The organism is Viridibacillus sp. d25.2 (genome assembly GCF_055456015.2).
This window is the reverse complement of sequence record NZ_CM196652.1, coordinates 3,694,182-3,717,200: the sequence shown is the minus strand read 5'-3', so window position 1 is coordinate 3,717,200 and position 23,019 is coordinate 3,694,182. Positions and strand designations below refer to the sequence as shown.

General features: G+C 36.5%; 18 protein-coding genes. 11 read left to right on the top strand and 7 right to left on the bottom strand.

The annotated features are described in order from the left end of the window. Position 1: 1 nt before the first annotated feature. The 9 genes from ACZLO7_RS18350 (at position 2) to ACZLO7_RS18310 (ending at position 13,156) form a co-directional block, all read left to right on the top strand. Positions 2–1,132, top strand: coding sequence for an N-acetyldiaminopimelate deacetylase (locus ACZLO7_RS18350; RefSeq protein ID WP_464937840.1), 1,131 nt, complete (start codon positions 2–4; stop codon positions 1,130–1,132). A gap of 175 nt (positions 1,133–1,307) precedes the next feature. Continuing rightward, entirely contained in the window at positions 1,308–3,692 is a 2,385-nt protein-coding gene (locus ACZLO7_RS18345; RefSeq protein ID WP_464937839.1) for a DUF8725 domain-containing protein, read from the top strand. Further along, positions 3,689–4,618: an ABC transporter ATP-binding protein gene (locus ACZLO7_RS18340; RefSeq protein ID WP_464937837.1), complete on the top strand. Its 930-nt coding sequence runs from the start codon at positions 3,689–3,691 to the stop codon at positions 4,616–4,618. The genes ACZLO7_RS18345 and ACZLO7_RS18340 overlap by 4 nt, the downstream gene beginning before the upstream one ends. Next, positions 4,615–5,463 carry an ABC transporter permease gene (locus ACZLO7_RS18335; protein WP_464937836.1) on the top strand — a complete coding sequence of 283 codons (849 nt, stop codon included), beginning with the start codon at positions 4,615–4,617 and terminating at the stop codon, positions 5,461–5,463. Before ACZLO7_RS18340 ends, ACZLO7_RS18335 begins: the two co-directional genes overlap by 4 nt. Positions 5,464–5,475: 12 nt before the next feature. After that, entirely contained in the window at positions 5,476–6,909 is a 1,434-nt protein-coding gene (locus tag ACZLO7_RS18330) for a DUF8809 domain-containing protein (RefSeq protein WP_464937834.1), read from the top strand. A gap of 12 nt (positions 6,910–6,921) precedes the next feature. After that, a complete protein-coding gene (locus ACZLO7_RS18325; RefSeq protein ID WP_464937833.1) occupies positions 6,922–7,917 on the top strand; it encodes an AAA family ATPase in 996 nt (331 codons plus the stop codon). Continuing rightward, positions 7,914–8,792: a DUF58 domain-containing protein gene (locus ACZLO7_RS18320; protein ID WP_464937831.1), complete on the top strand. Its 879-nt coding sequence runs from the start codon at positions 7,914–7,916 to the stop codon at positions 8,790–8,792. The genes ACZLO7_RS18325 and ACZLO7_RS18320 overlap by 4 nt, the downstream gene beginning before the upstream one ends. A 10-nt stretch (positions 8,793–8,802) precedes the next feature. Further along, positions 8,803–10,572, top strand: coding sequence for a vWA domain-containing protein (locus ACZLO7_RS18315; RefSeq protein ID WP_464937829.1), 1,770 nt, complete (start codon positions 8,803–8,805; stop codon positions 10,570–10,572). Continuing rightward, positions 10,556–13,156, top strand: coding sequence for a VWA domain-containing protein (locus ACZLO7_RS18310; RefSeq protein ID WP_464937828.1), 2,601 nt, complete (start codon positions 10,556–10,558; stop codon positions 13,154–13,156). The genes ACZLO7_RS18315 and ACZLO7_RS18310 overlap by 17 nt, the downstream gene beginning before the upstream one ends. 37 nt (positions 13,157–13,193) lie before the next feature. On the opposite strand, the gene ACZLO7_RS18305 is transcribed toward ACZLO7_RS18310, so the two are convergent. The 7 genes from ACZLO7_RS18305 to ACZLO7_RS18275 all read right to left on the bottom strand — a co-directional run bounded on the left by ACZLO7_RS18305 (position 13,194) and on the right by ACZLO7_RS18275 (position 19,912). Beyond that, on the bottom strand, positions 13,194–14,375 hold the full coding sequence (locus ACZLO7_RS18305; RefSeq protein WP_464937827.1) for an MFS transporter: 1,182 nt from the start codon (positions 14,373–14,375) through the stop codon (positions 13,194–13,196). Positions 14,376–14,505: 130 nt separating this feature from the next. Further along, the gene (locus tag ACZLO7_RS18300) at positions 14,506–15,579 is read right to left on the bottom strand and encodes an ABC transporter substrate-binding protein (RefSeq protein WP_464937826.1); all 1,074 of its coding nucleotides are present in this window, start codon (positions 15,577–15,579) and stop codon (positions 14,506–14,508) included. Next, a complete protein-coding gene (locus ACZLO7_RS18295) occupies positions 15,576–16,379 on the bottom strand; it encodes an ABC transporter permease (protein ID WP_464937824.1) in 804 nt (267 codons plus the stop codon). The genes ACZLO7_RS18300 and ACZLO7_RS18295 overlap by 4 nt, the downstream gene beginning before the upstream one ends. After that, entirely contained in the window at positions 16,363–17,187 is an 825-nt protein-coding gene (locus tag ACZLO7_RS18290) for an ABC transporter permease (protein ID WP_464937823.1), read from the bottom strand. The genes ACZLO7_RS18295 and ACZLO7_RS18290 overlap by 17 nt, the downstream gene beginning before the upstream one ends. After that, the gene (locus ACZLO7_RS18285; protein WP_464937822.1) at positions 17,177–18,283 is read right to left on the bottom strand and encodes an ABC transporter ATP-binding protein; all 1,107 of its coding nucleotides are present in this window, start codon (positions 18,281–18,283) and stop codon (positions 17,177–17,179) included. The genes ACZLO7_RS18290 and ACZLO7_RS18285 overlap by 11 nt, the downstream gene beginning before the upstream one ends. Before the next feature lie 15 nt (positions 18,284–18,298). Next, positions 18,299–18,841, bottom strand: a complete 543-nt coding sequence (gene relB, locus ACZLO7_RS18280) for a type II toxin-antitoxin system RelB family anti-toxin (protein ID WP_464937821.1) — start codon at positions 18,839–18,841, stop codon at positions 18,299–18,301. A 399-nt stretch (positions 18,842–19,240) separates the two neighbouring features. Continuing rightward, positions 19,241–19,912: a LytTR family DNA-binding domain-containing protein gene (locus ACZLO7_RS18275; protein ID WP_464937820.1), complete on the bottom strand. Its 672-nt coding sequence runs from the start codon at positions 19,910–19,912 to the stop codon at positions 19,241–19,243. Positions 19,913–20,096: 184 nt separating this feature from the next. Between ACZLO7_RS18275 and aceA the strand changes: the two genes are divergently transcribed. Then, positions 20,097–21,380 carry an isocitrate lyase gene (aceA, locus tag ACZLO7_RS18270; protein WP_464937819.1) on the top strand — a complete coding sequence of 428 codons (1,284 nt, stop codon included), beginning with the start codon at positions 20,097–20,099 and terminating at the stop codon, positions 21,378–21,380. A gap of 18 nt (positions 21,381–21,398) precedes the next feature. Further along, the gene (aceB, locus tag ACZLO7_RS18265; RefSeq protein WP_464937818.1) at positions 21,399–23,003 is read left to right on the top strand and encodes a malate synthase A; all 1,605 of its coding nucleotides are present in this window, start codon (positions 21,399–21,401) and stop codon (positions 23,001–23,003) included. Positions 23,004–23,019: the final 16 nt, after the last annotated feature.

The following is a 23,019-nucleotide window of genomic DNA, read 5'->3' as shown; positions in this document are numbered from 1 at the left end:
AATGAAAAGTTTACTGGAAATTAGACGTGAGTTACATAAAATTCCGGAAGTTGGTTTCAAGGAAGAAAAAACTCAAAAGTATTTACTCACAATCATTGAAAAATTGTGGAAGCCATATATTCAAATTGACGTATGGCGAACAGGTATTATCGTGACGATTAATGGTTCGAATCCACAGTTGAAAATCGGTTGGCGAACAGATATTGACGGTCTTCCGATTTCAGAAAACACCGGCTTGGCTTATGCTTCTGAACATCCAGGCTTTATGCATGCTTGTGGCCATGACTTCCATATGACTATCGCATTAGGTTTAATGCAAGCCTTCTCAGAAAATCAACCAGAAAACACAATAATTATATACTTCCAACCAGCTGAAGAAGGTCCAGGTGGTGCAAAGCCAATGCTTGAATGGCTACAAAGCGAAAGACCTGATTTAGTCCCTGATACTATTTTTGCCTTACATATTGCACCTGATTATCCAGTTGGGACGATTGCGACAAGACCAGGCATGTTATTTGCGAATACTTCTGAGCTTTTTATTGATTTAAAAGGTTTGGGTGGACATGCAGCATACCCTCATAATACGAGAGATATGACAGTTGCAGCAGCAAATCTAATGATTCAACTTCAAACCATTGTCAGTCGCAATATAAATCCTCTAGATAGTGCTGTCGTAACCATTGGTAAGATGACTTCAGGTACTGTCCAGAATATTATTGCTGAAGATGCACGATTAGAAGGTACAATTCGTACGATGTCTGTAGAATCGATGAAGCTAATTAAAAAGCGAGTGGAAGCACTTTGTAGAGCCACTGAAATAGCTTATGAATGTAAAGTAAGCATTGATTATGGTTCATCTTATTATCAAGTGGAAAATGATGAGCAATGTGCGTACGATTTATTAAGCTTTGCCGAGCAGTTTCCTGGTGTCGTAGCATATGAATGTCCTCCAGCAATGACAGGCGAGGATTTTGGATTCTTTTTAAAAGACTTACCAGGTGCTATGTTCTGGACAGGAGCAAATACGCCATATGGATTGCATCATTCAGCTATGCAACCAGATGAAGAATTGATTATCGTTAATATACAATTTGTAGAACAATTTTTACGCTCAATTATAGTTTATAAATAATGAAAACCTATAGTGTAATTTTGCACTATAGGTTTTTTGTTGTACAAAAAGATATTTTTAAACTAAAGGAGAAATATTTACCTTATTTTATAAAAATATATATATTTGTTATTTATGCAACCAAATTGCTGAAAAAAACGTACTAATGAAAAAGATGAAAGAGGGGGGATTTCCATTGCGAAGTAGGCTATTATTACTGGTCTCATGTTTTTTATTATTTTTTAGTTTTTTACCAGGTATTCAAATCGAAGCATCTTCTGCACCAAAGCTGGATGTGAAGACATCAGTTGGATTTGCAAATAAGGGTAAATATAACAGAGGGTTACCTCTTACAATAACGGTCAAGAACACAGGAACAGCATTTTCTGGTGACATCGTTATTGACGCAATGCAAGACTATAATACTGGAAGTGGTATAGCTATCCCAATAGAAATTAGAGAAAATGAAACTAAAACGATAGAAGTAGCATTTGAACGATTTTCTGACGCCTTTGTTGGAAATGGGTCAAATCAGCAAATGATTCACTTTTACGAAGGTGGTTGGAAAAAAGGGAAATCGATTGAATACAGTGGTAAAGCACAAGTCAATCCTCTACTACTTGAAGAAGACACACCAATTGTTTTCACATTAACAAGTAATGCGGATCGATTATTGGGCTTCACTAAACTTGGCAAGAATAATACTACTAAAATGGAAGTAATCGATATTGCACAATTAACGAACTTCACTTTACCATCAAAAGCAGCATCTTGGTCGGCGGGTGATGTACTTGTTATTGATGAATATAAATTAGCCGACTTATCAGAAGAACAGCAAAAAGCAATTATCGAATGGGTGAAAAATGGTGGTAAAGCAATCATAGGGGCTTCTGCCAATGTAGATGCAGAAGTTGGTTTATTGAAAGAATACTTGCCATTGACTTTAGGTGAAGAGAGAACAGTATCTAAAGAAACACTGAAAACGTTAACAAAAGGCGGTAATTTTAAAGAAAATGCAACAGCTTACGAAGCTGAATTAAATAAAAATGCAATAGTGGTATTAGAAGAAGATCATTCTCCACTTGTCGCTAAACTTGCTGTTGGCAAGGGGGAGGTTATTGAAACTGCCTTTTCTCTAGGAAATGCTCCATTGGCAAAAGAAGACGATTATACAAAACTTCTTGAAAAAATAGTACCTATGAAAGTTAGTAACCAAGCATTACAATCAGTAATGAACCAAATGAATTGGGAAATAGTCAGTCAAAATGAGACATTCCCTTCATTCCAAGTCTCAGCTATTTTATTACTAGTGATTGTTGTTTTGTATATCTTCCTAATAGGACCTTTACTATATTTCTTACTAAAAAATAAAGATAAACGAGGACATGCATGGTGGATTATTCCTGTATTATCAATTGTGACTTCCTTATTAATCTTTTGGTACGGGGCAAAAGATCGTCTATTAAATCCTCAAATTCAAGAAACAGCTGTTTTTAAAGTAAATGATGATAACAGTTTGTCAGGTATCTATGCGTCGGCTTTGTTATCAAATCGTAGTGGCAATTTTGAATTTACAGCACCAAAAGATACATCAATGTCTATGTCAAATACATATACAGGTTACAGTAATTTAAATGATGTACATCAAAAAGCTATGTTGGAACAATTTGCCGACCATCAATCATTAACGATTCGAAATAGCCGTTATTGGGCTGTTAATAGCTTGATTGGTCATACGCAAATTAAAGATGTTGGTCGTCTAGACATTCAGTTAGACGTAGAAGATGGGGCTGTAAAAGGGACAGTTAAGAACAACTTCGCATTCAAACTTAAGGATGTTTCAATTTGGTCAGGAGTTAAGTGGTTAGAACTTGGTGATATTGAATCTAAAGAGACTTTAAAAGTAACTCAAACAATTAATGGGTCTATATTATTGTCTCCAATGCAGATGGGCATGCCAGGAATGGAACCAGCAAAAAATAAAAAAGAGGTTTTAAATAATCGTAAGCAGAGTGCTCAAAACCTAGCTTATCAATTATTAGATGGTAATGATCAACCTGCTATAGTGGCATGGGTAGATGAAGCATTGTTACCAATTGAATTAAAAACTCAAAAAGCTGAGAGAACTTCTTTGAGTTTACTAGTCCAAAATTTTAATCCGAAAACAAATTTATCGGGTGATTTCGTATTACCAGCAAATGCAATGACTAAAGAGATTAATTCAACAATGGGAGGCTATGTTGAACAAACCTTTGAGGATATAAATTCTTGGTATTTAGATGATGGTGAATATGATGTGAATTGGACAATACCAGATTCCATATTAGATAAAAAAGTAAAATGGACAGAATTACAACTTGCCAATACGGATATGCAAACTTTAACGATCAATTTATATAATGTGAAAAAAGATAAGTTTGAAGAAATATCTGATGCAAGATTTATAGTAGACAAAGACGTTTCGCATTATATTTCAAAAGATGGGCAAGTAATTTTTAAATTAATTAAGAATGTTGGGAAACATAATGATAATAGGACTGTGTTACCAGAGTTGCAATTGAAAGGGGAGGTCCAAAAATGATAGAAATTAAAGGACTAACAAAAAAATACGGTTCTTTTTATGCTTTACAAGGACTGGATCTCTCAATTGGTGAAGGCACAGTATTTGGTTTTGTAGGAGCAAATGGAGCAGGCAAGTCAACGACATTTTCAATTTTATCAACACTCTTGCAACCCACGGCAGGTGATGCATTGATTGATGGTAAAAGTGTAACGAAACAATCTGAGGATATCCGTAAACTAATTGGCTATATGCCTGACTTCTTTGGTGTCTATGACCAATTGAAAGCAGATGAATATTTAGATTTTTTTGGTTCTAGTTATGGTATTCCAGCAGCCGAGCGAGAGAAGTTAATTCCTCAATTATTAGAACTAGTCAATCTAACACATAAACGCTATGAATATGTAGATGTATTATCACGCGGTATGAAGCAACGCCTTTGTTTAGCTAGAACGCTTATACATGATCCTAAAGTTCTTATTTTGGATGAACCTGCATCGGGGCTAGACCCCCGTGCTCGAATAGAGATGCGTGATATTCTGAAACAGCTAAAATCAATGGGTAAGACAATATTAATTTCTTCGCATATCCTCCCTGAGCTTGCGGAAATGTGTGATGAAATTGGTGTTATTGATAATGGAAAATTAATTGCACATGGATCAGTATCAGCCATCCAAACACAATTACAAGGTGAAAAAGTGTTGAATGTAAAGCTAAAAGATTCTTATGAAAAAGCTGTAAGTTTCTTTGAAGAAGATCCTTTTGTAACAGGAATTAAAGTAACTGAAGAGAATATATGTTTCCGTTATCGAGGATCAGATGAAGAGCAAATGGAGCTATTGAAAAAAGCAATATTAGCAAATATTCCAATTCTGTCATTTGCGGAAGAGGAAAAAGATTTAGAAGATGTCTTTATGGCTATAACGAAGGGAGTAGATGAAGCATGAAATCACTGTTCACAAATCCCGTACTTATAAAAGAGCTTAAGCTAAGATTTCGCTCCTTTAAAAGTTTTTCAGGTATCATGTTTTATTTAATAGCTCTTAGTATTTTTGTTTTTGGTTTTATTTTTGTATCAATGGAGTTTAATATTAGTGGTTTTATAAATCCACAGGAAAGTGTTCTGTTATTTAGCTTGTTAACGTTTGTACAACTGGCGCTCATTTTATTCATTACACCAGGTATGACAGCTGGTTCAATTAGTTCTGAGCGTGAAAAGCAAACCTTGAGTATTCTACTGACGACAGCACAATCTTCTTTCCAAATTATTTTTGGGAAAATGAGTTCGTCTATTGCTTTTTTAGTACTTTTATTAATTGCAGGTTTGCCAATTTATAGTTTAGTGTTTTTATTTGGTGGTGTTTCACCTACACAATTACTCGTTATCTTCGCATTTTTAATTGTGACAATGCTTGCTATTGGGAGTATAGGTGTCATGTTTTCGACGTTACTAAGAAAAACAATTCTGTCGATGATTGTAACGTATGGTTCGATGCTATTTATAACAGGTGTCACAGCTTTTTTCTTTTTAATCTCAATGCAGATGAATATGTCAGGCACAACTGGTGTGTCAACTAGTCCATCAATTTTTGCACATTTTTGGGGGACGATTAATCCAATTGCTTTAATGATGACACTAATCAGTCCTGAAATGTTAGATAGTTTTTATGAAGTGACGAAAATCCATTTCCCAATTTGGGCAGGGTATTTAATTTTTTATTCAATTGTGACGGTCGTTTGTTTACTTATAGCTATAAAAAGACTACGCGTTAACATGAAAAAAGCGAAATGAGGAGGGTAATCGATGAACGGTCAAAGTCGTTTAGCACTTGCAGTTAAAAAGGCAAAAACGAGCCTTTTTTGGGAATACTTTTTTACTGAAATTCAATTAGGTTTACTAGTCGCATTGTGTGTTAGTTTTGTTTTAATGATCGTTTCTCGATTCTTTATTTTTCCTTATTATTCTCAAATTGCACTAGTAGTCGCCATTATGATTTTCATTACCTGGACACTTTATATTTTATGGACAAAGCCATCAAAAGAGCATTCAATACATGCTCTTGATGGTTATTTTCCTCATAATCAATTACGCGCAGTATTTTCAATTGAAGATACATCGACGACGTTGTTTCAACATTTATTGAAGCAGACAGATGATAATGCTGATATAGCGTTGCTCAAATTTAAAGAAAGAAAGAAGAAAATCGTGCATGTACCCTACATATTAGGTAGCTTTTTTATTGCCGTTGCAATTTTCGCACTTACTTTATTTCCAGCGACAACACAACTAGCTGCAAAAGATGTAGAGCAAGAAAACAAAATCATTTCAGAAATAAAAAAAGAAGTGAAAAAACTTGAGAAAAAGGCAAAATCAGAAGAAGTAAAAAAAGAATTAGCGAAGCTACAGAAAAAGCTTAAAGATACTAAAACATCTGAAGAAGCGTTGCGTGAGCTCGTGAAAAAGCAAAAGGAACTACAATTTAAAGAGCAGCAATTATTGGAAAAAAAGAAATTAGCCAAGAACGATGAAAAGGGCGAAGGAAAAGGACTGTCGGAGTCGGAATTAAAGGACTTAGCCGATTTACAAAAAGCGAATGATCGATTGATGGATGAGGCGAAGGATGCACAAACTACGATGAGTCAACAAGGAAAATCACTATCTCAATCGCTTCAAATGGCGTTACAAAATCAGCAGTCAAATGGTCAAAGTCAAAATCAGGCTGCTACTTCTAATAGCAATACTAGCCAGAGCTCTAGTCAAAATGCTAATAGTTCACAAAATAGTAGTTCATCTCAATCTAATAGCAATAGTCCTAATCAGAACAAACAGAGTCAAGGTCAGAAGCAAGGTCAAGGCCAAGGCCAGGGTCAAGGCCAAGGCCAGGGTCAAGGCCAAGGCCAGGGTCAAGGCCAGGGTCAAGGCCAGGGTCAAGGTCAAGGCCAGGGTCAAGGTCAAGGCCAAGGCCAAGGCCAAGGTAATCGCAATTTGCTAGCAATACCGGAACGTATTGGAAGTAAAGGGGATACATCGGTAGACTCCGGTGAAATGGGTAAAGGTAGTGCAGCAGAGATTCATGAAACAGAAAAAGGCCCAGTGCATAAAGGGTCCTTACGACCTTATGAAGAAGTTGTTGGAAGCTATAAAAACTCGTATTTCCAAACAACAGATCGGTTGCAATTACCAAAAGAATTACAAAATATTGTTCAAAATTATTTTACGACCATTGATAACAAATAGAGGAGGAAGAACATGTCTTACACGCCAGAGCAATATGTAATGATGAGTAAAAAATTACAAGCTGTTAGAGATGAAATTGGTCGTTTTATCGTTGGGCAGGAAGAGGCAATCGATTATACGATGTTTGCTGTTCTTGCAGATGGCCACGCCTTATTAGAAGGACTTCCCGGATTAGGGAAAACGATGTTAATCCGTACAATTTCAGAAGTACTTGATCTATCTTTTTCACGTATTCAATTTACGCCAGACTTAATGCCAACGGATATTACAGGTACGAGTGTTATTGAACGTTCAGCTGATGGAAATCAGCGTTTCTCTTTCCAAAAGGGGCCTATTTTCAGTCAAATGGTATTAGCAGATGAAATTAACCGTGCAACCCCAAAAACTCAAAGTGCATTACTAGAGGCAATGGGTGAAAAAACAGTAACTGTTCTTGGTGATACAAAGAAAATGGCAAAACCATTCTTTGTATTAGCTACCCAAAACCCAATTGAAATGGAAGGAACATATCCTCTTCCAGAAGCGCAAATGGATCGTTTCCTTTGTAAAATACTAGTTCCTACTCCATCCAAGTCAGAACTGATAGAAATCATGAAAAGAACGACGGGGTCAATCTCAATTGAATTGCAAAAAATCATGAATGATACAGAAATCGTTGACCTACAAGAAATGGTGAAAGAAATTATAATAGCTGAAGATATGCTCTCTTATGCTGTAGATATAGTCGTTGCTACTCATCCAGATAGCTCTGATACGATTGATGAAGTAAAGCAGTATATTGAGTATGGTAGTGGTCCTCGTGGATTGCAAAGTATTGTAAAACTTGCAAAAGCACGTGCTCTTATAAATGGACGTTATCACGTATCTATTGCAGATATTAAAACTGTAGCAAAACCAGCTCTACGACATCGTTTAATGCTTAATTATGAAGGAGAAGCAGCGGGCTTACAAGTTGATGATGTATTAGATACGTTACTTGATAAAATGAAACAAGGGCAAGTAGTATGACGCAATCCCATTTTTTGCTACCAAATGAATGGGCAAGTAAAATTCGTCGTTTATCATTAAATGCAGCTACAAAAATACGCGGACATCATAAAGGATCACACCGTTCACAGCGCTTCGGAGCATCTCTAGATTTCTCTGACTTTAGAGAGTATCATCCAGGTGACGATGTGAGACAGTTGGATTGGAATGTCTTTGCGAGAACAGAAAAGTTTTTTATTAAACGCTTTTTAGATGAACAGGAAATGCGTGTTCATATTTTACTTGATACGACAAAATCGATGGGGGAGGAAGCGAAATGGCTTTTTGCCAGACAGCTTTCTACAGCTTTAGGCTTAATGGTGTTAAATAAAGACGATCGATTATCATTTTCATATGTGTCAAATAAGCCAACACCACCATTTCGTCGAAAAGGATCCACCTATCAAAGGGCTTATGAAAAGACAGTATCTGATTTATCGGAACCAATATTCACTGAATCCTTTACTGATCATGCTTTGCAAACCTTGCCTAAGGATGCAACAATTCTACTAATTATTTCAGATATGCTTGAGCCACTTGAAAGATGGAGTGCTTTTTTAAGTAAAGTGCCAAGATTTGCTGGGGATATTCGACTTCTTCAAATACAGTCAGCAGATGAAAAATTGCCAACGTACTCTGGGGATGTGCGATTAGTTGATGTAGAGACATCTTCGAGCGTTAATGTATCAATGTCACAAAATGTTCTTCGATCATATGAAGAAAAACAACAGGAGCACCAATTGCAGCTTGAGGCAATATGCGGAAAATATGGTGTTCAGCATATAACCTTACAAGTGGCAGATGGACTTCAACATGCTCTATTCAACCAACTAGTCAAAGCAAAATGGCTACAGTGAGGTGAAGTAAATGGGATTTAATCAACTACCGTTTCTATTAACAGGAGTCATTCCTCTAACGGTTATAATTTATTATTTTTTCCGTAAGAAGTATGTGGAGAAACAAATTTCCTCTACGCTTTTTTGGGATGAAGTAATGAAGGAAACGAAGGCTTCCCCTTATTTGCAACATTTACAAAGAAATTTGCTATTTTATTTGCAAATACTTGGACTGATTATACTCGTTTTCGCTTTATTACAGCCGTATTGGAAAACGAAGTCTATTGCAGGTGATCAAATTATTTGGGTAGTTGATACGTCAGCTACAATGTTAGCAGAAAAAGATGGTCAAACGATATTTGAAGGTCATCAAAAAGAAATGCTAGATTTAACGAATAAGTTAGGTGGTAAAGCTGTTACGATTATGACAACTGGGCCAGAGCCACAAGTTATTTTGCGCAACGAAACAAATACTAAGACTATTCAAAATGCCGTGAAATCATTAGAGGTTACATATGCTAATGAAGAGTTTCCAAAAACGTTAGACTTTTTACAGACGTTCATTAGCAAGAAATCGTCGGTTATTTATTTGTTCACAGATGCTATAGAACGTGACCAATTACCACTTGAATTATCAGATGTTAAATGGATTGTTAAAGGGGCACCGGATGGCTTAAAGAACATTTCATTGCAGCGTTTTGGTGCAACAAAAGTAGATGGTCAGTTGAAAGCGATAGCTCAAGTGAAAAATGACACGAGTAAAGAACAGCAGGTAACAATCACTATTTCTAATGATACAGGTAAAACTCTAGTAAATAAGAAAATTACTATTCCTGCAAATGAAGAAGAACGTGTTCTCTTCGATAAACTGACTGATCAAAAAGTACTAACAGCTAAGTTGAAAGTAAACGATAATTACAAAGTGGATAATGAAATGACCATTTTGGTACAGCAGAATATGACCAAAATTTTAGTCGATCAAGGGTTACAGCAACTTGTACAAAAAGCATTTCAAGCGATGGATTTCCCAGTAAGTATCGTACCATCGTTACAATTGGAAGATTCAAAGGACGATGCAATTATCGTGACAAACCAAACGAAGTTGTTACAACAAAAAAAGCAACCCGTACTATTAATCGGCCGTGATGATAAAAAAGCAAAAGAAATAAGTGGAGAGGTTGAAACGGAGACTTCTAATCTCTTTGCTTATGCACCGATTAAAGATGTCTATGTCAATGAGCTGTATCCTGCATTTAAGGAGTATAAAACAGTTGCAACCATCGGTGATGAGCCGTTTATTCAAATTTCACCAGTAGGACATATTGTAGTTTTAGCTGATATACAAATGACAGACTGGCCATTACATCCGTCATTCCCTTTATTCTTATGGAGCACTAAAGAAAATCTTGCTAGTAGTGGTAGTGACATTGGTACGTTTTCACCAAATGAAAGACGAACTATATCTTTAGTAGAAAAGGATAGAGAAAAAATAGGGTATGAAATTTATACCCAAGACGGTGAATATATTCGTAGCTTTGAAGATGGTAGCAGTTTTATCGCACCTACCAAACCAGGACTCTATATGATCAAATCAGGAAACGAGGAAAAACGCTTCACAGTTACATTACAACAGCAGGAGAAAGTAATTGTACAAGGAACATCGTTTGAATATGGGGAGGCGGCAGATAAAAAAGCAACTAACTTTGTACAGCAATCCCTTGTACCATTGTTTTTATTCTTTATCATTGGATTATTACTAGCTGAATGGGAGGTGCAACGTCGATATGGATTTACGCATTGATGACCCTCTATGGTTACTGTTATTTATACCGGTTCTATTGTATTTTGGATGGGCGTGGTTACAAAGTAGCAAACGTTATAATAAAGAACATAAAATTATTTTCTATATGCGTGTAGTAGCAGTTAGTCTTCTCGTTTTTGCATTGAGTGCACCTTATATTTTATTGCCGATAAAGGAAGAACAAGTGGTCTTCTTAGTAGATCGTTCTGCCTCGATGAAAGGAACTGAAAAAGACACTGCTAGTTGGATTCAAGAAAGCATGGAAAGTAGTAAGGAGTATCAATCTAAAGGAGTTTATAGTTTTGCTACAGGCGTACAGACGGATCTTGGCATAACGGCTAACAGAACCAATTTACCAGAATGGCCTGTATTAAAAGATAGTGGTCAAACAAATTTAGCAAATGCCTTACAGGTAGTATCGAATGTAGTAGACAAAAATAAGGCAACTCGTATTGTTGTTTTTTCAGATGGTGTTGAAACAGTGGGGGCAACAACAGAGCAACTTAGCCGATTACAAAATAGTAATGTTCAAATTGATACAGTAAAAGTGGATAAACCAGTAAAACAAGATGTTGCCATTACCTCGTTTGAAACACCGCCAGTGGCATATAAAGGTGAGCGACAACAATTAACAGTGCAAATAGAAGCTTCTACAAGTACAACAGGCGAGTTACTATTATCAGCAAATGATAAAGTAATTGAGAAACAAAAAGTTCAGTTAGATAGTGGTTCAAATACAGTTACGTTCCGCCATAAAGCTAAAGGTGATGGTCTTATTAAATATGAGGTCCAGCTTAAAATGGTAGAAGATGCCTTACTTGAAAATAATGAATTGACAAGTGTTACTACAGTACAAGGAACTCCACATATATTATTAGTACACAGTGATGATGTGAAATCAAGCAGTCTATCGAAAGTTATTGACCAGAGTACTCTGAAGGTAGATGACATCTCCGCGCTGGAATTACCTTCAATGCAGTCATCTTATATTGGCTATGATGCTATTATTTTTGACAATGTCTCAGGGCATTTAGTCGGAGAACGGAAAATGGCGATGATTGAACAGGCAGTGAAAAACTTTGGTATGGGCTTTATGATGATTGGTGGGGAAAATAGTTTTGGTCTAGGTGGTTATTTCAAAACGCCTATTGAGACCATTTTACCTGTTGAAATGGAAGTGAAGGGGAAAGAGCAGATTCCTTCTCTTGGTTTAACAATTGTTCTAGATCGTTCTGGAAGTATGTCTGGTAACAAAATTAATTTAGCAAAGGAAGCAGCTGCACGTTCAGTTGAATTATTGCGTAAAGAGGATTTATTTGGTTTTATCGCGTTTGACGATCGTCCATGGGAAATCATACCGCCAAATCCGTTAGAAAATAAAAAGCAAGTGATTGAGCAAATTCTATCCGTTACACCAGACGGAGGAACGGAAATTTATAAATCTCTAAGCTTAGCTTATGAACGTATGCAAGATTTAAAGTTACAGCGCAAACATATTATATTGTTAACAGATGGTCAGGCAGCCACAAATAATTCCTATGAGCAGCTAATTGAAGAAGGTAAAAAAGCGAATATTACACTTTCTACCGTTGCAATTGGACAAGATTCTGATCGTGGTTTGCTTCAATATCTAGCAGAAGCAGGAGCCGGTCGATTCTATGATGTGGCAGATGAAGAAACAATTCCATCGATACTCTCTCGTGAAACTTCGATGTTAACCCGCACATATATTGAAGACAATCCGTTTTACCCCATCATAGGTGGAGGGGCAAAATGGCAAAGTCTATTTAAAGATGGCGTGCCGAAAATGAATGCATACATCGCTACTACAGCTAAGCAGACAGCTAATGTCATTGTAGAAAGTGAAAAGGACGATCCTGTTCTTGCAGAATGGAAGTATGGTCTAGGAAAGACAATGGCCTTTACATCGGACACAACAGGAAAATGGAGCGGGGATTGGGCTCGCTTCCAAGGATGGTCAGATTTTTGGAACACAACCGTATCGGAGCTGCTCCCTTCATATAATGAAGTGCCTTATAATATTCAACAGCAAAGCGACGGTTCTTTTATCGTTTCAGACCCGACTGCACAATCGGCCTTTATGGACATAGTCGTTGTAGATGAAAAAGGTGAAGAGTTATCAATCACAGAAGAACCTTTATCACCAGGTAAAACTCGTGTAAATTTTGATCATGGACCCGGATTAGTATTCTTTAGAGTTTCCAATGAAGATGAAGGGATGTATCAGGCTGGACTAACAATCCCTTACAGTGCAGAATATCAAATACAGCCGGACAATACGAAGTTATTAACAGAGCTTTCGACAAAAACCAATGGTAAAGAACTAACAGAACCGGCCGAAGCATTCCGTAAGCTTCCTTCATCAAGTTCAAACCAGCAGAACATTGCACAATGGTTAGTGTTAATGGCAATGTTATTATTCTTTATCGATATCACTATAAGACGCTTCGGTTGGACTACATTACGAAATATTCCAAATGGAATTCGTAAAACAGAAAAAGAAACTCAACAAGAAGAACAACTTAACGTTGGTGAATTGTTAAGAAATAAGAAAATACGTTAAAAAGGCGGCTCGAATTTGAGCCGCCTTTACATATGTCCTAATAAGCAGCTTGTGCTGTTTTTCTTGTTGTCCAAACTGCAGTTAGACAGAAACACCCTACTAAAATTATTGTTCCAAAAATATATGGGCTATTCATATTCCAATCGAATAATATGCCAGCAAGGGCAGGTCCAATCATATTTCCTAAGCTCATATATGCATTATTCATACCAGCAGCGAATCCTTGTTCGTTGCCAGCTGTTTTTGAAATCAGAGTATTTACAGCCGGACGAATTAAAGTAGTTGCTGTTGAGAATAGAGTCGCCACAAGTAACATGATAAAGTATCCGCTAACGAATAGTATTCCTAGCATACTGATGGAAGCAACTACAAGACCAAATAAAATAATTTTCATTTCGCCAAATCGCTTAAATAGACTATTTAATGCAAAGCCTTGAACAACTACTCCGGCAAAACCACCAGCAGTCATTAATATGGCGATATCAGTTGCTGTGTATGAAAACTTATAAGTTAAGAACATTGATAAAGTCGCCTGGAAGTTTGATATTCCAAATGAGAATACAAAGACAACAATAAGTAGTACAAAGTATGAGGCATGGAATGACCGAGATAGTTGTTTGAATATGTTATCACCTTTTACTTTTACAGCATTCTGTATTACAGGGGTTGTCGCTGGTAATAAGATTAGAGATAAAACGCCAGCAATAATAGAAGCTGAACCAGCAAAGTAAAATGGAAAGTGCAAACTAACATGAGACAAAAAGCCACCAATTCCAGGTCCAATCATAAAGCCTAGAGAAACAGCTGCTCCAATTTGTCCCATCGCTTTTCCACGCGCGTCAATGGTTGTAATATCTGCTACATAAGCCATAATAGGTGGTACGATAAAGGCAGAACCTACTCCTATTAAGAAACGACAAACAAATAACATCCAAAGCTCTGTAGATAAGCCAAATGAAATTTGTGCAATACCGTTTAGAATTAGACCAAAAACTATTAATTTTTTTCGACCGATACGATCAGATAGATTCCCAGCGATAGGGGAGAACAGAAATTGTGCAAAAGCAATAATAGCAATTAAAAAACCGAGTACTTGTCCAGCTGCACCGAATAGTTTTAAATAAGTTGGCATGACTGGAATAATAAGACCAACGGCACTCATCGTGATAAACATATTGAACATTAATAAGATCAACGCCAATTTATTAGAGGATTTCATAGATTGCTCTCTTTCTTATAGAAGTATTTCGTGTTGCTAATTAATGATACTGATAGAATTATACAGTTAGATTTTGCGTTAAGCAACAAAAGAAGCTCAGTAAGGTTTACACCTACCGAGCTTCTTCATTCTATCGTATGGACATTTTAAATTTTAAGAAAAACTCATTGTACTCACCGATTTTTTCTTTGCCTAAATTTTTATACACACGTAAATTATTTCGAACTTCTTTTGAAGGGTAGTAACGTTCATCGTTCACTACTTCAGGGTCCATTAATTTTAATGCTGCCTTATTAGGTGTAGAATAGCCGACATAATCAGCATTTTGAGCAGCTACTTCAGGCTCTAACATGAAGTTAATAAATTTATGGGCACCCTCTATGTTTTTAGACGTTTTAGGAATAACCATGTTATCAAACCATAAATTAGAGCCTTCTGATGGTACATTATACGTTAAGTCTTCATTTTCATTCATCATATCAGCGGCTTGACCTGACCAAGTTAGAGCGACAGATGCATCACCATTTACCATTAATTGAGTTACTTCATCTCCGATAATAGCTTTGACATTTGGGGCCATTTTAATTAGTTTATCAGTTGCTGCCTGTAATTCATCGGTATCAATTGAATTAAGTGATTTCCCCATACTGTTTAAGCTAACACCTAAAACTTCACGAGCACTATCAACTAATATCACTTTTCCTTTTAGAGATGGATCCCAAAGGTCATTCCAACTATCGAAATTTTGACCGTTTAACATCGTTGGATTATAAACAATACCTACGGTACCCCAGAAATAAGGGACGGAGTATTTATTCTTCAGATCAAAATCTAAATTTAAGAAATCATCATCGATATTCTTGATGTTTGGAATTTTTTTGTAGTCAATTGGAAGCAGTAACTTACGTTCTTTCATTTGCTCAATTGTGTATTCAGATGGCATCGAAATATCGTAAGATGTACCACCTTGTTCTATTTTTGTCATCATCGCTTCATTTGAATCGAATGTTTCGTAAATAACATGAATACCAGTTTCTTTTTCAAATTGTTTAAGCAAGTCGGGATCAATATATTCTCCCCAGTTATAAATAGTTAAAATATCTTTTCCTGATTTACCAGAAGTTTTGTCCATTACACTTGCAGCGTACATCAGTATTGCGCAAACAAGAATTATGCCAACTGTATAGCGTACTAATGACTTCATTTCGGAACCTCCGATCCACGTGTGCCTTTACTGCGGTTTGTGATGAAGTAATAACCGAGCACAAGTAACATCGTAACAAAGAATACTAAGCCAGATATAGCATTAACAGTTAAAGAAACACCCGCGCGCGCCATTGAATAGATTTCAACTGATAAAGTACTGAACCCATTCCCAGTAACGAAAAACGTCACAGCAAAATCATCTAGAGAATAAGTTAACGCTAAAAAGAATCCAGCGAAAATACCTGGTTTGACATAAGGTAAAATAACGCGTGTTAAAATGTCTCGACGTGAAGCACCTAAATCAAGTGCTGCATCGATAAGAGAAGAACTCATTTCTTGCAATTTAGGTAATACCATAATGACAACAATTGGAATACTGAAAGCAACGTGTGAAAGTAATACAGAACTGAAGCCTAATTTAACTCCAACCATTGTAAATAAGATCAAGAATGACGCCCCGATAATTACATCTGGACTAACAATCAAAATATTATTTAGCGAGAGTATAGTATTGCGTAGTTTATGATTGCGTATAGCAACAATTCCAATCGCACCAAGAGTTCCGATTATCGTCGAAATGAGTGCAGACAATAATGCTACTACAACTGTATTAATCAAAATGTTTATCAAACGTGTATCTTCAAATACAGCTTTATAATGCTCTAATGTAAATGATTTGAAATTTGTCATCGTTCCGCCACTGTTAAAAGAGTAAAATACTAAAAACAGAATAGGCGCATACAAAACGACAAAAACCAAAGCTAAATAGAGCTTTGAACTTTTACTTAGCTTTTCCATTTAGTGATGCCCCTTTCTCTTTTTGGCCAGTGATTAGCATAATGATGAACATAAATAGTATTAAGAATACAGCGATTGTCGAACCCATTCCCCAGTTTTGAGTAACCAAAAATTGTTGTTCGATTGCAGTACCAAGTGTAATAACGCGGTTACCTGCAATGAGTCGCGTAATCATGAATAGAGATAATGCAGGGATGAATACAGCTTGAACTCCTGATTTAATACCGTTCATTGTAAGTGGTAATATAACTCGACGGAATGTAGTCAGTTTAGAAGCACCTAAATCGCGAGAAGCATAAATAAGTGCTGGATTTAGCTTATCCAGTGCATTGAAAATCGGTAAAATCATAAACGGAATGAAAATATAAACAGCTACAAAAACAAAACTCATATCAGTAAATAGTATTTGTTGTTCTGGAATGCCGATTGTTTTCAAAAATGCATTAATTGGACCACTCATACCGAAAATTCCAATGAAAGCATACGTTTTTAAAAGTAAGTTAATCCATGATGGAATAATTATTAATATTAGCCAAAGTTGTTTTTGCTTTGTTTTAGTAATTAAATAGGCTGTAGGATAAGATACTAATAGTGAGAATAGTGTAATCAGAAACGCGTACCAAAACGAACTTAACGTCATTTTCAAATAAACGCCCGTAAAGAAGTTTTGATAGTTCGCTAATGTGAAATTCCCATTTAAATCAAGCAGTGAGTAATACACAACTAATATAATTGGGGCAATTACAAAGAGAGCAATCCACAAATAGTACGGAATGAGCGTAATTGGACTATTTTTTTTATTTCTCATCTTCTTCATCTCCATATGATTCTAAACGTTTGTCAAAGTCTTCCTCTGTTTCGTTTAGACGCATAACGTGAATCGCTTCAGGATCAAAATCTAGTCCGATTTTCGTACCAACTGTTGCTTTTTTTAATGAGTGTACAAGCCATTCGTTTCCATCTTCATCATAGGTAGATAATTCATAATGTACACCACGGAATAATTGTGTATCTACAGTTACTTCTAACTTCCCATTTTCAAGTGACGTAATTTCCAAATCTTCAGGTCGAATTACGATATCTATTTTTTCATTTGGATTTAAGCCTTGGTCGACACATTCGAATGTTTTACCAGCGAAATTCACGACAAAGTCTTCAATCATCGTACCAGGCACTATATTTGATTCACCAATGAAATCTGCAACGAATCGATTAATAGGTTCATCATAAATATCAACAGGTGTACCACTTTGTTGAATATTTCCCTCGTTTAAAACGAAAATCTCATCCGACATTGCTAATGCTTCTTCTTGATCATGTGTGACGAAAACGAAAGTTTTGCCTAGTCGTTGTTGTAATTCACGTAGTTCATATTGCATTTCTGTACGGAGCTTTAAGTCTAAAGCAGACAAAGGTTCATCTAATAAAATAATTTCAGGATCATTTACGATTGCCCGAGCGATAGCGACACGTTGACGTTGACCACCTGACATTTCAGAGATTTCTCGATTGCCATAACCTTCTAAGTTAACAAATTTTAATGCTTCATTTACACGAGTTGTAATTTCAGCATTTTTTAGTTTTTTGATCCGCAGTCCAAACGCTACATTTTCAAACACATCTAAATGTGGGAATAGGGCATAGTCTTGGAATACAGTATTCACTTGTCGTTCATTTGCAGGAACATTATTGATTTTCTTACCATTGAAATAAATTGAGCCACTCGTAGGCTCCATGAAACCAGCGATTAGGCGGAGAATTGTTGTTTTACCACAACCAGATGGACCTAGTAGCGTGTAAAACTCACCTCTTTCTAATTCAAAACTGATGTCTTTTAATACGACAGTGCCATCAGAATAAGACTTTGACACGTTTTCAAAGCGAATAATTGAGTTTTCAGTCATGTTGGGCCTCCTAAACTATAAATAAGATTCGGTTGCGACGAGTAAAAGCTCGGTTTTTCCTGCGTGAGCATTAAACAGCTGATGAGTATCCGAAGCATCGAAATAGACCGCATTACCTTCAGTTGCGATATATTCTTCTTTACCTAATACAAGTCGAACACGCCCTGTTAAAACATAGATAAATGTTTCAGATAGAGAAGGCTCAAATTGTTTGAATTCACCGTTTTGTTCAAATGTTAAAATGACAGGTTCAATTTCTTTTTCATTAGAAGTTGGAATAAGCCATTGAATACGATATTTTTTATCTTCGTCTGTAAAGATTGTTTGGTCCTCATCTGTGTAGACGACCTTTTGTTCTTCTTGTTCATCATCAAAAAAGTCTTTTGGTGTTGAGCCAAGAACTTCTAGTAATGTGAAGAGAGTTTCAATAGAAGGGGAGTTAAGATCTCTTTCTAATTGAGAGATGTAACCTTTGCTCAAATCTGTTCTTTCGCCTAACTCTTCTTGGGTAAGCCCCTTTTTTAGGCGAAGTCGTTTAATCTTTTTGCCGATTTGCATCTACTTTGCTCCTCGATTGTTTACTATTCGTAAACTTAAAGAATCAAAAGTTTACTTTAACGAAACTTTTAGTTTACTCAAACGATATCTATTATACAAAATTGACAGCATTTTTCAACCGTTTTAAGAAAAAATATAAGCTATTTTGAAAGTTTTTGAGAAAATATCTGTACTTCTAAGTTAAAAATTGTATTCTCTATTATTTACTTACCCAAAATGGAAAGAATATGTTCCATTTATGATAGTAGATGATTTTGTAAAGTTGTTTTAGTAATAATATAAATTAAGATTATTTGTTTTAGGATATAAACCATCCATTCAAATCAATTCAATATTGAAACTTTTAGAAATAAAAAACCGAATGCGTTTTCGCATCCGGTAGACATAGTAACAACAATTCTAAAATTCTAGAGCTTTCTTTACATCATTAATATAGGAACTACTCACAGGTAGTTCAGTATTATCTATCAAAACTATCATTAAATTAGAAGAGAAGTCTCTTGTTATTTTTTGAATAGCGTGAATATTCACTATATAGGAACGGTGAATTCGTAGAAAACACTCAGGTAATCGACTATGTAACTCTTTTAAAGTTAAGTTTGTTTTGTATTGTTCACTTTTAGCATAAAACCAATTCTTTTTATTTAAACTCTCGAAATGCGAAACTTTTTCAATTGCGATAGGCGCCCATTCATCTTGTTGTTTACCAGTTATAAAGCGGAAAGGTTCTTTTACAGCAACCTGGTGATCAGGAGGTAATATGACAAGTAGTGCTGCAGGTTGCCCATTTAAATCGATGGGATAACCAATGCCGTAATAGGGTGTACCTAACACCTCTTCTTCTACGACAGCTTCAATCTTTCTTCGTTCTTGAATGACTCTTTCAGCAATGCTACCTTTTTTTATCCCTTTGCCATTATTTAGATGAACATCATAAGCACCAGCTGAATAGTAGATGTACGATCCTCCGGTGGCAATCGCCAGTGTGGCATCTTGTGGAATCCAATCTGCTAACAAATTCTTGTATTGATTAACTAATTCTTTTGCAAAACCAACTTTATCCTCAACCATTTGAAGAGCCTCCCTCAATCCATCTTGGAAAAACATTCTTTCGTCGTAAAAAAATGGGTTTTTGTCAAAAAACAATAACAAAAATTAGAAACTGTTATATATTAATTTATAACAACGTTTGCTGTTATGCAACAATAAATTGGAGCAGACTTTAACGTAAATTAATTGGAAGGTGTGGATTGTAATGGTATCAAGACAACAACAAGTGGAGCAATTAGAAAAAAGCTGGGCAGAAGAGGGGCGTTGGTTAGGGATTGAGCGTCCATATAGTGCTGAAGAAGTAGTTAAATTACGTGGTTCTGTAATTATTGAACATACATTGGCAAAAAAAGGTTCTGTTCGTTTATGGAAATCTTTGCACGAAGAAGATTTCATCAATGCTTTAGGAGCATTGACAGGTAATCAAGCCGTACAACAAGTTAAAGCAGGTTTACAAGCTATTTACCTAAGTGGTTGGCAAGTAGCGGCAGATGCAAACCTTTCTGGCCAAATGTATCCTGACCAAAGCTTATACCCAGCTAATAGCGTTCCTGCTGTTGTTAAACGCATTAACCAAGCACTACAACGTGCAGACCAAATTGATCATGCTGAAGGGCGTGAAGATGGTTTTGACTGGTTTGCACCAATTGTAGCAGATGCTGAAGCAGGATTTGGCGGGCCATTAAATGTCTTCGAATTAGTTAAAGGTATGATTGAATCAGGTGCATCAGGTGTTCACTTAGAAGACCAATTAGCTTCAGAAAAAAAATGCGGTCATTTAGGAGGCAAAGTTTTATTGCCAACACAAAATGCAATTCGTAATCTAATTTCTGCAAGACTTGCAGCTGATGTTTTAGATGTACCAACAATTCTAATTGCTCGTACTGATGCTGATGCTGCGGATATGGTGACAAGTGATATCGATCCAAGAGATTCAGAGTTTATCACAGGAGAGCGTACTCCTGAAGGTTTTTTCCGTACAAAACCGGGTATTGATCAAGCAATTGCTCGTGGTCTTGCTTATGCGCCGTATGCAGATTTAATTTGGTGCGAAACATCAACACCAGATTTAGAAGAGGCGCAAAGATTTGCTGATGCAATCCGTGCAAAATTCCCAAATAAAATGCTTGCATATAATTGTTCTCCGTCATTCAACTGGAAAGCAAACTTAGATGATGAAACAATCGCTAAATATCAAGTGGAACTAGGTAAGATGGGTTACAAATTCCAATTTGTAACATTAGCCGGATTCCATGCTTTAAACCATAGTATGTTTGAATTGGCGCATGATTATAAAGACAATGGCATGGCTGCATATTCTAAACTTCAACAAGCTGAATTTGCTAATGAAACAAAAGGTTATACAGCTACAAAACATCAACGTGAAGTAGGAACTGGTTACTTTGATGATGTATCTCAAGTAATTTCAGGTGGAACATCTTCTACAACTGCTATGAAAGGCTCTACTGAAACAGCGCAATTTATTTAATCAAAAGGGGGATAGGCTATGAGCACTAGACAAGTAACTTCTCAAGATATTAAAATTTTAGGAAAACAATCGGCAGCGAGCGAAGAAATTTTAACAGCTGGAGCCTTGCAATTTATAGCTTCGTTACACCGCCAGTTTGATCAAAGAAGAAAAGAATTATTAGAAGAGCGCCAAAGTAGACAACATCGCATCGATGCTGGAGAGAAACTGGATTTTCTACCAGAGACAAAAGAAATCCGCGAAGGTGAGTGGACCATTGCTCCACTCCCTGCGGATCTACAAGATCGTCGTGTAGAAATTACGGGGCCTGTTAATCGTAAAATGGTCATTAATGCACTGAATTCTGGTGCCAAAATGTTCATGGCATGCTTTGAAGATGCAACGTCTCCTACTTGGGACAATATGATTGAAGGGCAAGTGAACATGCGTGATGCAGTGCGCAAAACGATTTCTTTTACACAATCATCTAATGGCAAAACATACAAACTAACTGACAATCCAGCTGTCTTGCTTGTTCGTCCGCGAGGTTTACATTTACTCGAGAAGAATATAGAAATCGACGGTGAACAAATCGCTGGAGGTTTGTTTGATTTCGGTTTATATGTCTTCCATAATGCTAAAGAGTTAGTAGCTCGTGGTTCTGGTCCATATTTCTACTTGCCAAAACTTGAAAGTCATTTAGAAGCCCGATTATGGAATGATGTATTTATCTATGCTCAAGAGCAACTTGGTCTTCCGCAGGGGACGATTAAGGCGACTGTCTTAATCGAAACGATTACAGCTGCATTTGAAATGGATGAGATTTTATATGAATTACGTGAGCATTCAGCAGGGCTAAATTGCGGACGATGGGACTATATTTTCAGCTATTTGAAACGTTTACGTAATCAACCAGAAGTCATTTTACCTGACCGTGGCCAAGTGACTATGACATCGCCATTTATGCGTGCGTACACATTGAAATGTGTGCAAACTTGTCATAAACGGAATGCACCAGCTATTGGGGGTATGGCTGCGCAAATTCCGATTAAAGATGATCCAGAGGCAAATGACATCGCTTTTGGAAAGGTGAGAGAAGATAAACGCCGTGAAGCTTCAGATGGTCATGATGGTACTTGGGTTGCACATCCAGGATTAGTATCAGTAGCAATGGAGCAATTCAATGAGCATATGAAAACACCAAACCAAATAAATCGTAAACGGGAAGATGTGCATGTGACAGCAAAAGATTTGTTAAAAGTACCAGTAGGCACAATTACAGAGACTGGATTACGAGTCAATTGCAGTGTAGGGGTTCAATATATCGCTTCATGGTTACGAGGTAATGGAGCAGCGCCGATTAACCACATGATGGAAGATGTGGCAACCGCAGAAATTTCACGTTCTCAAACATGGCAATGGATTCGTCATCCGCAAGGGAAACTTGATGATGGTCGTGAAATTAACGAGCAGTTATTTATAGAAGTATTACAGCAAGAACTTGCACAAATTGAGCAACAAATTGGCCAAGAAAACTTCCAAAATGGACGGTATGAAGAAGCGGCAGACATTTTCAAGTTCTTGACGTTAAAACCGACATTTGAAGAATTTTTAACTATACAAAGCTATAGTCATATTCAATAACAAAAACGGGGGAGAT

Bases quoted from the DNA above. Each gene is read 5' to 3' on its own strand.
- ACZLO7_RS18335 (WP_464937836.1), top strand. From the start codon at position 4,615: ATGAAATCACTGTTCACAAATCCCGTACTTATAAAAGAGCTTAAGCTA.
- relB (WP_464937821.1), bottom strand. From the start codon at position 18,841: ATGCAAATCGGCAAAAAGATTAAACGACTTCGCCTAAAAAAGGGGCTT.
- ACZLO7_RS18350 (WP_464937840.1), top strand. From the start codon at position 2: ATGAAAAGTTTACTGGAAATTAGACGTGAGTTACATAAAATTCCGGAA.
- ACZLO7_RS18275 (WP_464937820.1), bottom strand. From the start codon at position 19,912: ATGGTTGAGGATAAAGTTGGTTTTGCAAAAGAATTAGTTAATCAATAC.
- ACZLO7_RS18300 (WP_464937826.1), bottom strand. From the start codon at position 15,579: ATGAAGTCATTAGTACGCTATACAGTTGGCATAATTCTTGTTTGCGCA.
- ACZLO7_RS18315 (WP_464937829.1), top strand. From the start codon at position 8,803: ATGGGATTTAATCAACTACCGTTTCTATTAACAGGAGTCATTCCTCTA.
- ACZLO7_RS18340 (WP_464937837.1), top strand. From the start codon at position 3,689: ATGATAGAAATTAAAGGACTAACAAAAAAATACGGTTCTTTTTATGCT.
- aceB (WP_464937818.1), top strand. From the start codon at position 21,399: ATGAGCACTAGACAAGTAACTTCTCAAGATATTAAAATTTTAGGAAAA.
- ACZLO7_RS18320 (WP_464937831.1), top strand. From the start codon at position 7,914: ATGACGCAATCCCATTTTTTGCTACCAAATGAATGGGCAAGTAAAATT.
- ACZLO7_RS18285 (WP_464937822.1), bottom strand. From the start codon at position 18,283: ATGACTGAAAACTCAATTATTCGCTTTGAAAACGTGTCAAAGTCTTAT.
- aceA (WP_464937819.1), top strand. From the start codon at position 20,097: ATGGTATCAAGACAACAACAAGTGGAGCAATTAGAAAAAAGCTGGGCA.
- ACZLO7_RS18295 (WP_464937824.1), bottom strand. From the start codon at position 16,379: ATGGAAAAGCTAAGTAAAAGTTCAAAGCTCTATTTAGCTTTGGTTTTT.
- ACZLO7_RS18310 (WP_464937828.1), top strand. From the start codon at position 10,556: ATGGATTTACGCATTGATGACCCTCTATGGTTACTGTTATTTATACCG.
- ACZLO7_RS18305 (WP_464937827.1), bottom strand. From the start codon at position 14,375: ATGAAATCCTCTAATAAATTGGCGTTGATCTTATTAATGTTCAATATG.
- ACZLO7_RS18325 (WP_464937833.1), top strand. From the start codon at position 6,922: ATGTCTTACACGCCAGAGCAATATGTAATGATGAGTAAAAAATTACAA.
- ACZLO7_RS18330 (WP_464937834.1), top strand. From the start codon at position 5,476: ATGAACGGTCAAAGTCGTTTAGCACTTGCAGTTAAAAAGGCAAAAACG.
- ACZLO7_RS18290 (WP_464937823.1), bottom strand. From the start codon at position 17,187: ATGAGAAATAAAAAAAATAGTCCAATTACGCTCATTCCGTACTATTTG.